Annotated in this window: 10 protein-coding genes; 1 reads left to right on the top strand and 9 read right to left on the bottom strand. The window is 44.3% G+C overall.

What is annotated here, in order from left to right:
* Positions 1 to 14: 14 nt before the first annotated feature.
* The 3 genes from pabB to ACFQ3J_RS03920 form a co-directional block, all read right to left on the bottom strand.
* Positions 15 to 1,811, bottom strand: a complete 1,797-nt coding sequence (gene pabB / locus ACFQ3J_RS03930) for an aminodeoxychorismate synthase component I (protein ID WP_251581277.1) — start codon at positions 1,809 to 1,811, stop codon at positions 15 to 17.
* Between the two features lie 33 nt (positions 1,812 to 1,844).
* Positions 1,845 to 2,444: an anthranilate synthase component II gene (locus tag ACFQ3J_RS03925; RefSeq protein WP_251581275.1), complete on the bottom strand. Its 600-nt coding sequence runs from the start codon at positions 2,442 to 2,444 to the stop codon at positions 1,845 to 1,847.
* A gap of 321 nt (positions 2,445 to 2,765) precedes the next feature.
* Positions 2,766 to 3,059 (bottom strand): HNH endonuclease, encoded by a 294-nt coding sequence (locus ACFQ3J_RS03920; RefSeq protein ID WP_379292281.1) that lies wholly within the window; start codon positions 3,057 to 3,059, stop codon positions 2,766 to 2,768.
* Positions 3,060 to 3,134: 75 nt separating this feature from the next.
* On the opposite strand from ACFQ3J_RS03920, the gene ACFQ3J_RS03915 reads away from it, so the two are divergent.
* Positions 3,135 to 3,389 (top strand): Ger(x)C family spore germination C-terminal domain-containing protein, encoded by a 255-nt coding sequence (locus ACFQ3J_RS03915; protein WP_379293242.1) that lies wholly within the window; start codon positions 3,135 to 3,137, stop codon positions 3,387 to 3,389.
* Between the two features lie 29 nt (positions 3,390 to 3,418).
* Here the strand turns inward: ACFQ3J_RS03915 and ACFQ3J_RS03910 are convergent, their stop codons facing one another.
* The 6 genes from ACFQ3J_RS03910 to ACFQ3J_RS03885 form a co-directional block, all read right to left on the bottom strand.
* Complete coding sequence (locus ACFQ3J_RS03910) at positions 3,419 to 4,639, bottom strand: MFS transporter (protein ID WP_251581273.1); 1,221 nt, start codon at positions 4,637 to 4,639, stop codon at positions 3,419 to 3,421.
* Between the two features lie 50 nt (positions 4,640 to 4,689).
* Complete coding sequence (locus ACFQ3J_RS03905) at positions 4,690 to 5,670, bottom strand: ROK family protein (RefSeq protein ID WP_251581272.1); 981 nt, start codon at positions 5,668 to 5,670, stop codon at positions 4,690 to 4,692.
* Between the two features lie 269 nt (positions 5,671 to 5,939).
* Complete coding sequence (fhuB, locus tag ACFQ3J_RS03900; RefSeq protein WP_285849939.1) at positions 5,940 to 8,045, bottom strand: Fe(3+)-hydroxamate ABC transporter permease FhuB; 2,106 nt, start codon at positions 8,043 to 8,045, stop codon at positions 5,940 to 5,942.
* On the bottom strand, positions 8,042 to 9,037 hold the full coding sequence (locus ACFQ3J_RS03895; RefSeq protein ID WP_285850002.1) for an ABC transporter substrate-binding protein: 996 nt from the start codon (positions 9,035 to 9,037) through the stop codon (positions 8,042 to 8,044). The genes fhuB and ACFQ3J_RS03895 overlap by 4 nt, the downstream gene beginning before the upstream one ends.
* A 282-nt stretch (positions 9,038 to 9,319) precedes the next feature.
* Complete coding sequence (locus ACFQ3J_RS03890; RefSeq protein ID WP_251581269.1) at positions 9,320 to 11,221, bottom strand: PAS domain S-box protein; 1,902 nt, start codon at positions 11,219 to 11,221, stop codon at positions 9,320 to 9,322.
* A 124-nt stretch (positions 11,222 to 11,345) separates the two neighbouring features.
* A complete protein-coding gene (locus ACFQ3J_RS03885; protein ID WP_251581268.1) occupies positions 11,346 to 12,569 on the bottom strand; it encodes a Bcr/CflA family efflux MFS transporter in 1,224 nt (407 codons plus the stop codon).
* Positions 12,570 to 12,785: the final 216 nt, after the last annotated feature.

Below are 12,785 nucleotides of genomic sequence, written 5' to 3'. Positions count from 1 at the left end.
CAATGCTTCCTCCTTCAACTCAGCGTATAATTGAGTTCATGAATAACTTGATCAAGGCTTTCTTGTGTTATATCAATGGAGATCCAGCCTCGAACACTATTAATAAGCCATATCTGTGATGCCTCAATTAGATCCCGCATCGTAAGGACTCTTTCAACTACCAATCCGCTCTGGACAAGCTCGTTTCGAAGCGTACCTCCCAGAAGTCCACAATGAATTGGAGGAGTGAACTTCATATTATTGATTTCAAAAACGACATTCCCGGTTGTAAACTCTGTTATTTCCCTATTTTCGTTCCAGAGAAGAACATCATAGGCTTGTCCTCTTTTTTCGTAATGCCCATTATAGATCTCCCGATACGTTGTTTTATGATAAAGAAAACGGTTAGCTGATGAAATCGGAGATTGAGCTAAAACGGCTTCATTCACACCATTTCTATTAGTAATAGGCTCGTTATTTATATTAAAGCTTCCGTTCTTGGACAGCAGCAGTCTTGTTTTCCAGATCCCATCCTTATGCTGGGTTGAATGCTGTAAGAGTGCTTGCCTAATTAAATCCCAATTTCCCTCATACTCAAAATAAGCAGCAGAATTCTTCATTCTTTGAAGATGAGGGTCCAGCAAATCATATATTCCATTTTCGAGTCGGATTGATTCCAACAGCTGAAATTCCGGTCTAACTTCAGTTAATAGCAAAGCCTTTGTTCTAGCCTCTTGATATTCTTCCTCTGCTGTAGAGTCCCAAGTAATACCGCCACCCACACCATATTCAGCTTGATCTGTCCGGTGGTCTATCCAAACCGTTCTAATTGCAACATTAAATATAGCCGATCCATCTGGATTGATTACGCCAATGGACCCGCAATAAATCTCTCTGGGGGTATGCTCCAATTCCTGTATAAGGTGCATCGTGCTGATTTTTGGAGCACCCGTGATGGATCCACACGGAAACAAAGCTTTAAAGGTATCAAATAGACCTGTATCTTCCTTTATATTAGCCGTTACCGTAGAGGTCATTTGAAACAGTGTGTAATACTTCTCAATATTAAATAAGCTGGGTACATCTACACTTCCTGGCTCAGCGATAACTCCAAGATCGTTCCTCAACAGGTCTGTAATCATTACATTTTCCGCTCGATTCTTATCAGAATTACGTAACCATTCAGATAAAACCTTATCCTCTTCCAAGGTAACGCCGCGTCTAACGGTTCCTTTCATCGGGCGGGTTTCAATCTGTCTGCCTTTTTTCTTAAAGAACAATTCGGGAGAGGCACTCAGAATACTAAAGTCTCCCATGTGAAGCATTGCTGAATAATCTGCTTGCTGGGCAAGACACAATCTTGTGTAGAAGTTATAAGGATTACCTTCAAATGAAGATCGGAGCCGCATGGTATAGTTAACTTGATATGTATCTCCACGTCTTATTGCTTCATGGATTTGACGTATGTGGTCATTGTATGTGGTTTCTTCTATGGTAGGACTCCACGCTGAGACCTCAAACTTCTCGCATTCAAAATGAACTGCGCCGCCATGATCATGATCAAAAATTCCAAACCAGAGTAGAGGCAAAACGGTATTCTGATGAACCCTGAATGCTGAATCAAACGCAGGGGCGGCTTCATAGGAAACATAACCAGCTGCATAATACCCCTCCTTTGTGTACTGCTCAACTCTTTGTAACGCTTCTTTAACTTCTGAAACATTCCTTGCCATAATAACTTCTCGTGGATTGCTAAATACTTTCCGTTGCTTACACTTCTCTTCATTTACGAAATCCAAAATGATATAGGGATTGTCCTTATTAAAGTTCATTAAACGGTAGCCTCCTATAAGTGCCGGTTAGTATTAAACATACTTTAATTCTGTTGCTCGTTTCTGTACGGAATAGATTTGGAGAAAGTTGTTTAATATTTGTTTACCGTAGGGAGTAATAATGGATTCGGGATGAAACTGTACACCTTCGATATCATACTTCCGATGTCTAAGTGCCATGATTTCCCCTGCCTCAGACGTCGCCGTCACTTCGATATCATCTGGAACCTCATGATGAACGATTAGGGAATGATATCTTGCTACCGTCAGGGGGTTTGGAAGATTCTGAAAGAGACCTTTGCCCTCATGATGGATAAGGGATGTTTTACCATGCATAGGTCGATCTGCAGGTCTGACTTCAGCCCCAAAGGCTTGTCCAATTGCTTGATGACCAAGGCAAACGCCGAGTATTGGAACTTTTCCAGCGAAGTAGTTGATGAGTTCTAGAGAGATTCCCGCATTCGAAGGATTGGAAGGACCTGGAGAAATGACAATGTAATCTGGATTTAAAATTTCTAATGCATTTAATGTAATGGAATCATTTCTATATACTGTGACCTGTTGTCCAAGTTCAGATAAATACTGCACTAAGTTGTATGTGAATGAATCAAAGTTATCAATTATAGCAAGCATATACATCCTCCTATAGTTAGGATACCAATTGGGAACTTAGACTGACCGTCCGGTCTTTTAATGGGTAGAAATGTTTATTTCCTCTCTAATACTCACCTCCTATAATTAGACTGACTATTCGGTTTGTTAACATTCATATAATTCTAATATACTTGATATTATGTACTAATCTACTACAAATTACCTGAGAATGGTATCAGTATAGCACAAGAAATGTGAATATTTGTTATTATATTTAGTTTTTTCTGTAAAAATGTTCAAAATGGTAACACTGACCTATTGTTTAATACAGCTTTCGACATGTTAAGACAAGTGGCCGATTTATCGTCCCGGCTTCGAACATGCTTTGATTAACGGATCTTGGAATGGAGGTTGGTAGATCCAATTTAGATAAGAGCTGATTTTCGGGTCACTTTTTAATGCTTCAATTGAAGTCAACCCAAGAACAACAAGCTCTCTGTTCGTAAATAAATGGTGAATTTGCTTATGGCATGGAATACAGAGATTCACCGTTTCCTTATGACTTCCACCCAACTCACGGGGGGTTAGATGATGCACCGTTGTGACTGGGACGACCCGGTTGCATAGTTCACACTTCCTTAGATGATCCTTCATTTTGCTTCCTTATATTCAGGCAGTACAGCCTGCTACACCATCATAGCTTAAGTCCATCAAAGCTATGCTCTATGAATCATCTACGCATATCTTCACTATGCCTACACAATCAGAATTCCGTGTAATCAAGAAAGCACTCGATCAAGACTTGAGTATGAATATGGAAAAAATGCGTCGATCTGTTCAACAGCAAAGATTGACCCGATCGGGATCGGTTCTATTGCTCGCTCAAGGGATCGTAACTGGAATGAGGAAGAATGGTCCCGCATCTATCCCACCGTGCAATTACAGGTCCATGTAAATTCCAACTTCGTCAGCGATGACATGTAATATGAATAGGCCCCATGCTGACGAATATTTTATTTAAGTTTTCCTAGATTTTTGTTGCGCAATAATTGATTAACTCGCTCCGAGCTGACCAGCATGAGCAATATAAACAGCAATACGACAGCTGGGAATAGGCTGATTCCGAAGTTTGTTGCGATATATCCGAATATAGGCGGAAGAAACGTGGTCCCTGTATAGGCAACGGCCATTTGGTACCCGATTAATTTTGCAGCATGCTCCTTGCCGAACCTCGCTGGCGTCTCATGAATAAACCCGGGGTAGATCGGAGCAAATCCGAGACCAATGAGAACGAAGCCTGCAAGAAGGAACACCTCAGGAAGCGGGAGCAATAAGCATAAGCCGCCAATAACCGCTATGAGCTGACCGGCAAGAATTAATACACGGTTGCTTAATTTCAGTGTTATAAATCCGGTAATGAAGCGGCCGATGGTAATCCCGCCATAATAGAGTGAGATCCATACTGCAGCGGTATCTGCCGGTACATTTCTTTCGCCTACCAGATAACTTGCCCCCCATAAACCAACGGTCATCTCTACACCACAGTATAATAAGAACGCAATAAGTGTATATTTAACACCTGTCATCCGAAGGGGATGTTGCGGTGTGGTAGGCATAATCTGATTTGAGGGAGACATTTCTTCAATATTCTCTTGGTCCTTCTTCCGGTCTGATTGATGCAGCTGGGCGACTTTTTTCCACAGAGGAAGTGTGATGAAGAGCAAGAGAACAAGACTAAACTGAATCATTGAAACGGCGAAATACCCATCTCTCCATGAACCCTGCTCAGCGATATAATAAGACATGATGATGGGACCGCCGGTTGCTCCAATTCCCCAGAAGCAATGCAGCCAGCTCATATGGCGGGCTTTATAATTCGCTGCTACATAGTGATTCAGAGCTGAGTCGACTGCGCCTGCTCCCAGACCAAGCGGAATGGCCAGAATAATCAGCCAAGCAAGTGAAGGTGCAAAAGAAAAGCCGATCAGTGCACCTGCAGTCAGGATACAGCTGAACAGAGTAATCTTGCCTGTTCCAAAAGCCTGGATTAACCTGCCGCTCGCGAGACTCGATACGATTGTCCCTGCAGCAATAATCATCGACAGCAGCCCTGCCGACTCAAATGATGCTCTAATATCGGGCTGCATGACTGGCCATGCTGCGCCAAGCATCGAATCCGGCAGCCCCAGACTAATAAATGCTAAATAGATAATAATCAAAAACCAAGTTGCCATTTCACCATCCCTTTCTAAGCTGTCATTAGCTAAGTTCTGTGTACTTGGGCTCAAAGCTCGCTGAGAGCCAGCCATTTCAAGCCATCCGCATAATCTCGAGCCACAGATTGTTCAAAGACAAGCTCAGGACAAGTCGGAATCGAATGTCTTGTAAGATAGTTGTTCCATTCTGTCAGGAACGCTTCTTGATCGAGCTGCTCCTTGTATATAATAATGATATCGGGTGCCAAGACCGCGTTCACACTCTGTAAAATGCGGCACGCGATTTCATGAAAAGCTTCCACATTGAGCGGTTTAGTCCAATCCACATCTACAGGAAGATATTTAATTTCCCCTGCCATTCCATTCCTTCCCTTAATGACTCCTCCATTTAGATACGTACCCATACCAGGCGGATACTTCTCCGGAAAATAAATGCCTACAATGCACTGATCATCAGCTGCTTGTTCCCGGTAAGCATATCCGCTTATGGCTGCATTTACATCGTTCTCAACAACAACCGGTAGTCCATAGGTAGATTCAAGCTGCTCTGTCAATCGCATCCCATACAGCAGCTCATGACTTGTAACTGTAATCACCCCGTCAACCGATTGACCTGGAATTCCGATCCCGATGACTTTAATAGACTCAAATTCTTCTATCAATCGATCTATACATTGGAATAAGATGTCAGGGTTAAAATTCTGATAAACATATCTCTCCTGCTTTAATATTTCTTCATTAAGGTTCACGACACTAGCGTTGATCACATCTTCACTCTGCTCTTCCACCATATGAAGCACAAGTGCCAGACTATAGTTATAATTGTACCGATAGGTAAGAGCTGGCCTGCCGCCGCTAGATACCTGGTTCTCCTCTTCAAACAGCTCTCCGCAGTGTACCAAATGCTTCACAAGCGAGTTAATCGTGACAACACTTAGCCCTGTCTTATGGGCAAGCTGTGGCTTGGTGGCGCTTCCACTCTGTTTCATCACTCGCCGAATCATATTTAGATTCATCTGCTTCATTAAGTTTACACTCGCTTTTTCCATACTCTTCACCTGCCGCATACTTAATAAATAATCTTTATAAAGTCTCTTTATTTATAGACTGCTATTAAAGTCATGTCAATACTTATTATGTAATAAGAAGGCTATACTATAATCTCCGGCAAATAATCCTCCTCACCTCTATTAACTGAATGTAGTTTTTCTGTCTAAAATATCGCAAATAAAACGCAAATCCATGTAGAAAATATAACAAAATAAGCTATCCCTTCGTATGAACACTCGGGATAGCTTGGTATTCTGCCAATTTGCTGTTACTTTCGTTTCAGCTTATTGGTTTGACTCATCAAATATAACAAATACGGTGTTCCGAGCAATGCAGTTACAATACCGGAAGGCAATTCCTTTGGAATGATCACCACTCTCCCGATCAAATCTGCACCAGCCAGGAGTATGCCGCCGATCAAAGCAGCGATCACCATTGACTTCCGATGATTGGAGCCAACCAGCATCCTCGCCGCATGAGGTGCAAGTAAACCGATGAATCCAACTGAACCCACATTTGCGGCTGCAATAGAAGCAAGAAGTACAGCGATAATGGCGACATAGATGCGGGTGTTCCGCACATGAAGCCCTAGACCTGTTGATGTATCCTCGCTGAAGGTCAGCAGATCCACCCTTCTGCCCAGCCATGCTGCGAGCGGCAGTAGAATCAGGATTGCCGGAAGTATACGCATGACCTCTGTCCAGCTTCGATTGTAGGTGCTGCCTGCCATCCATGACAAGGCAGGTGCAACGTCAAGCTCTGCATGGATAATCATTAAATTAATAATAGCCGATCCAAAAGCAGCTACAGCGATCCCGACGAGTGTAAGTACGGTAGGATGAAGCCCCCGTCTCCAAGATACCCCATAGACAATCGCAGCAGAGATGATTCCGCCAATCACTGCACCGACTGGAATCCAATTCGCAGATAGAGCCGGAAAACTAACCATAATCAGCAGTGCTCCAGCTCCTGCGCCACTGGTAACCCCGACGACCTGAGGATCACCCAGCGGATTACGAACGGCATTTTGCAGCAAGCATCCACTGACGGCAATCGCCATACCTGACAATCCAGCAGTCAGGAGCCTGGGCAGCCTGTTATCCAGCAGAATTGAGCGATACATTTCGTCACCGCCTCCGGTGAATAATGCTGCTGCTTCCGCAAATGGGATGTACAGGCTTCCATTCATCAGACTGACTATCCATACAAGCACCAACAATGCACTGAAAATACCAACTAGTAAAGGATACGACATACGACGCAGGCTGGTCCCTGTCATCATGGAGCTGCCAGAACTATCACTGCTGCCAATCATGGATCGGGATACACGCAAGGCAAGCCAAATGAGACAAGGAGCTCCGATCATTGCCGTTATCGCGCCAACCGGCAATTCTCCGTATGCATCGACGAAGGTGCGGGAGATCGTATCAGCACCTACTAACAGCGCTGCACCCCATAGTGCAGCAAGCGGGATTAATCCCCCGTGCCGGTTCACTCCAGACAAACGCACAAGATGGGGTGCAACGAGTCCGATAAATCCGATTGGACCGACCACACTTACCGTTACACAAGCTAACAATACGGAAGCACCCATGGCAAGAAAGCGAATCGTCCCTACTTTTTGTCCGATGGAACGTGCGGATTCCTCATTCAGTGTTAGCACGTCCCATTGCCGTACTCCCAAGATCAGCACGATGAGTCCGCCTATAATCCAGGGCCATGTAAAAGCGACTCCGTCCCAGTCATTCTGAATCAGTGAACCCGAGCCCCATAAAAAAATACCTTGCGTTGTCTGCTGATTCAGCATCAGCAGCGCACTTGTAATCGAGGATAACACAAGCGTTACGATCATTCCTGACAAGGCAATCCGAAGCGGTGAACCTTTTGTTTTGCCCGCAAGCGCAAACACGGACAGGGCAGCTAAAGTTCCTCCGATGACGGCCAAGGGTAGAGCATATAAATGCTGGAGTCCAGGCCAGAAGACCATTCCTGCGACGACAGCCAGATAAGCTCCGGCATTCACCCCAAGCGTCGTCTCCGATGCGAGCGGATTTCGTGTAACGGTTTGCATCAGCACACCTGATACGGCAAGGGCAGCCCCCGCCAAGAGTCCTATCACTGTTCTTGGCAGCCGAACACTGCGGATCATGTGATGCTCTGCCAGGTCCTGAGGAGATAGCAGTGCCTGCACTACTGTCTTGACGGATATATCTGCTAAACCTTGAGTCAGGCTGATAAATGTTAGTAATAACAGCGATACAACTCCTGCAATTAGCATCCATAACGGCTTCCAGCCCCTCCCCGATGAGACGGAGGGGACTGGATGAATGCTTGCAGGCTCAGTAGATTGAGCTTGATATTTCCCTAGATTCATTGTGTAAGCAAATCAGCTGTTTTCTGTGCCATAACCTGAGCGGATAATGGGCCGCCGTATGGCCACATATCGCCGCCAAGCGCATATACACGATTTTCTTTAACGAAATTCAGTCCATTCCAGACCGGATTATCCTTCAGCTGATTATCGATGACATTATCACTCTCTTGAATAATATGAAGGAAATTGGCATCCTGTAGAGCTGGCAGAGCTTCTACATCCGTCGTTGTAAAGCCATAAACCTCAAATTGGCTAGGCTTATATGCATTTGTCAAGCCGATGTGCTCCAAAATCTTGACCGCAAGTGAATTATCCGTGGATATGCGGAAGGTCACTGCATTTTGGTTGCTGAAACCCATCGCAAGTGCAAATGGACGTTCTGTCATACCTGCTGATTCCAACTTGGCTTTGGAGTCAGCATAGGTTTGATCCAGCTCACTAAGTACTTTTTCCGCTTCGTCTTTCTTGTCGAGAACGTCTGCGATCGTATTAAATGTACTCAGCATCTCTTCATACTGATCTCCTTCACCTTCAGCAGGATAAGGGTCAAACACAAGTGTTGGAGCGATTTTGGTGTAAGCTTCATAATTGGATCCGAGATTGGATTTGAGCCCAATGATGAGGTCAGGCTTCAGTGATGCAATAATTTCCAGGTTCGGCTCCTGACGCGTACCTACATCCGTCACATCAGCACCAATCTCAACAGGAATATCAACCCATGTATTCATTCCTTCAATGTCGGCAATCCCAACAGGCTGAACACCAAGCGCCATCACATCTTCAGCATATAACCACTCAAGAGCAACCACACGCTGTGGTACACCCATAATTTCCGTTTCCCCAAGCACATGTTTAATCGTTCGCGTCTGCGGCTCGCTCGTATTGCTATCTGCACTCTGTGCAGGCTGGTTCGTCGACTCTCCAGACCCGGAGGTCTCATTGACAGCGGTGCCTGAACCCCCTCCACAACCAGCAAGTACCAGAGCAAACATCAAAACAATGAACACCAAACTCTTTGCATTATGCACTGCATTTCCCCCTATAACCTATATGTATTTTGTAATAACTGCTAGATGATAATCACTATTGATAATAATTATCATTATCATCATTGCTTACAATAATAGATACTCCCCTAGATTATGTCAATAAAAATTCATATTGGTATCACCGACAAATGAATCGTATCCATGATTACTCTGATATCAAAAAGCAGGCCCCCCTCAGGAGTTTACCTGATGTTAGGCCTGCTTTCCCTATTTTTATTCCTCATTTTAGATATGTTCCAGCTCCAGCAAAAACTGAAATGTCGAGCCCTTCCCTTCGATACTTTGAACACTGATGCTGCCGCCCATAAGCTCAAGGAGACGTTTAGTTATGGCTAGTCCTAATCCCGTTCCTCCGTAATTACGGCTAATCTCGGGATCTAATTGAGAGAAGGATTGAAACAACAATCGTTCCTTATGCTTCGGTATGCCGATTCCTGTGTCTTGAACCTGTACCATCAGCAGCACTCGCTTGCGGCCAGGTATATGAATCGATTCAGCTCGGATCAACACCTCACCAGATTCCGTGAATTTCACAGCATTGCTGATTAAATTGATGAGAATCTGTCTTATTTTTGCTTCATCACCGATCAAACTGTGCGGTATTCTGTTATCACATTCCTTCGTTAGCGTGATTCCCTTATTTCTTGCCTGTGCACTGAAGAGATTGGTCACTTCATCTAACACATCATGAAAACAAAATGAGGAATGCCGAACCTCTACCTGGCTGGTTTCCAGCTTGCTCAGATTAAGAATATTATTCAATGTTTGAATAAGTGAATCACTGCTGCTGAGTATAATTTCCATATAGCTGAGCTGTTCTTCATTAAGCTTCGTATCGGCGAGAAGTGATGCCATCCCCATAATAGCGTTCATTGGTGTTCGTATTTCATGGCTCATGATGGATAAGAACTCGGATTTTTCCTTCTCAGCCCTCTCTGCCTCATCCTTTGCCTTCCTAATTTCGTTGATTGAAGTCATATCCCTAAGAACCACGACAGAACCTTTTTTCTCCTGCTCTATAATGGAATGCACTTGATATTCAGCAATAAAGGTACTGCCATCTTCTTTTCCGAAGAGTGCCTCTTGAACACAAGTGTCCCCTTCATTTGACAGAATCGCTTTGTGGATCGGCATTTGATTCTTGTCGTATGGATAGTAATTCTCATTAATTTGAACAAAATAATCCGTCAGCCGCGATCCGATCACCGCATGCTCGTTCATTGTGATCAGCTCTGCACCCGCTTTGTTTAAATACAGTATCCGTCCCTCCGGATCAACACCGAAGATCGCATCCTTAACCGTATTAAGAATTAATTCGAGCTGTTTGCCCAGATTTTCAATCTGCTTCAGATACACGGTGCTCTCCGTCGTATCTGCGGTAATACCATAAACACCTACTACACTGCCATTCATCATGATAGGAACATTAATTACGTACGCTTCGAAGACATGACCGGATTTGCGCAGCATTTTGATATTATACTCTTGGGGGATTCCTTTGGCTGCTTGTGAAAAATGATAGTGGGTTTTCTGCAAACTGTCTGTATGAATCAATACTGAAAAATGACCTGTCAACAGCTCCTCTTGTGTATGCCCTGTTAACGCACATTGACCCTCATTAACTCTAATCAAATTACCATTTAGATCCAATGAGGCTACACCGAGCGGATTGTATTTAAATAAAGATTTATATTCCTGCAGTTCTCGTTCCAGATCTTCAGGCTCTGTATGCTGTACCTTGCTCACTGGACTATTCAATGGAGAAGGGACAAGCTGTACGACGGCATAACCTTCTTCTGCCTCCAGAAGGCTGATCCACATTTCCGCTGTGCAGACACCACCTTGCTGATTCACCACTTGAACACGGCGGCTTGCTGACGTTTCGTCATGTGCCCTTAGCTCCTGAACAATAAGGTCAAAATTAAATTTAGTACGATCCGAATTTACGATGATATCACATAATGTCAGGGTTGATTCCTCGCGATCACTGCTTACACCCAGCCAGTTCTCCATGGCCTTATTCACTCTGACGCAAGCTCCATCTTTTTCCAACACAAGAGCACAGGGGATTGGAGCTCTGTAGAACAGACTTTCCCAATGCTTGCTTTTTTTAAATAAGTCAGACATTAAGTTCCCCCTTATTTTACAAGAACTATACTATTAATAACCGGAAGCAGCGGAGTTCAAAACGAAGAAATACAAATGAATTTAGTGATTTTTCATACAAAGACTGTATATAGGAAAAGACAGCCTATTCGGCTGCCTCACTCTTTATATTTACCTTATTCTCACCGGTTAGCTTCGTAAATACGAATGCTCCCAGGCAGGCTGTAACGAATAATATAGCACCCATGGGTACTGCCGTCGTTTCATCAATACCGACGAGCGGAGATACGGCTGAGCCAATTAGCAACGGCACCAATCCTAATACCGCACTCGCGCTTCCCGCTCGATGTCCTTGATGCTCCATCGCTAGCGTGAAGGTGCTTGTAGCAACAATCCCGATGGTAATCATATAGATGAAGATACAAATAACAACAAGGAATAAAGGGCCACGAAGCGCAGTCGTGATCAAGAGCAGCAGTGTAGCACTAACAGCTATCCAAACCCCAATTCTAAGCAGTGTTCGCTCAGGAACAATACCGCCAAAACGGCCAATCAGAAAGCTACCGAAGATGATCGCAATCCCGTTAATGCCGAACAGAATACTGAACACCTGGGGTGACACTCCATAGATTTCCTGGTAAACGAATGGCGTTCCTGAGACGTAGGCAAAGCTTCCGCCATGAACAAACCCAACGGTAAGAGCATATCCGATGAATACCCGGTCCTTGAACAATTCTCCCATCGTTTTCACAGAATGTCCAAGCGAACTTGGCATTCTTCTCTCTGGAGGCAGCGTTTCTTTGAGACGCATCCCTATGATCAGCACGATAAAGAGTCCAAACAAACTGAGAAAATAGAAGATCGATTGCCAGTTCGCTGATGGAATGAGCAGGATAGCTCCACCAGACATTGGGGCCACCATCGGAGCTACAGCATTAATGACCGATAGCAATGCAAAAAACTTCGTGAGCTCTCTGCCGTCAAACACGTCACGCACCACCGCACGTGAGATAACAAGTCCCGCAGCAGCGGTAAAGCCTTGAAGGAACCTTGCCACAATAAGCATTGTAATATTAGGCGCCAGCGCACAAAATAGCGAGGACAATGCAAATAAACTGAGTGAAATCAGGAGCGGGACCTTTCGCCCGCGGGCATCACTAATGGGACCCACGATAACCTGACCTATAGCAAGACCAATCAAGCAAGAAGTTAAGCTTAACTGGACAAGTGAAGCTCTCGCACCCAGATCCTCGCCAATCTCGGGGAAGCTGGGAAGGTACATATCGATATTGAATGGTCCTAATATTCCGAGCAAGCTCAACAGAAATGCTAAGGCTAGCCGCTCTTTACCGGTTGGATTGTGCAGCATGCGTAGTAAACACCTATTTTCTTAGGAAATTTAGCTTATGTTGTTTCGGTCTTAAAATAACAAGCCACTGGCTTGTCCCTCTGTAGATGCATGCACAAGCATGAGATTCCGAAAAAGACAAAGCTCTGAACATTATAAGCATTCCTTGTCTATTTGTTAAGTCATTTCTTTAACGTTGACGATTGATCCTCACAGGGTATCGTGTGATCAAGCATT

The sequence above is a fragment of the Paenibacillus provencensis genome (assembly GCF_042678545.1).
Taxonomy (GTDB): domain Bacteria; phylum Bacillota; class Bacilli; order Paenibacillales; family Paenibacillaceae; genus Paenibacillus; species Paenibacillus provencensis.
This window is presented reverse-complemented; position numbering and strand designations above follow the sequence as displayed.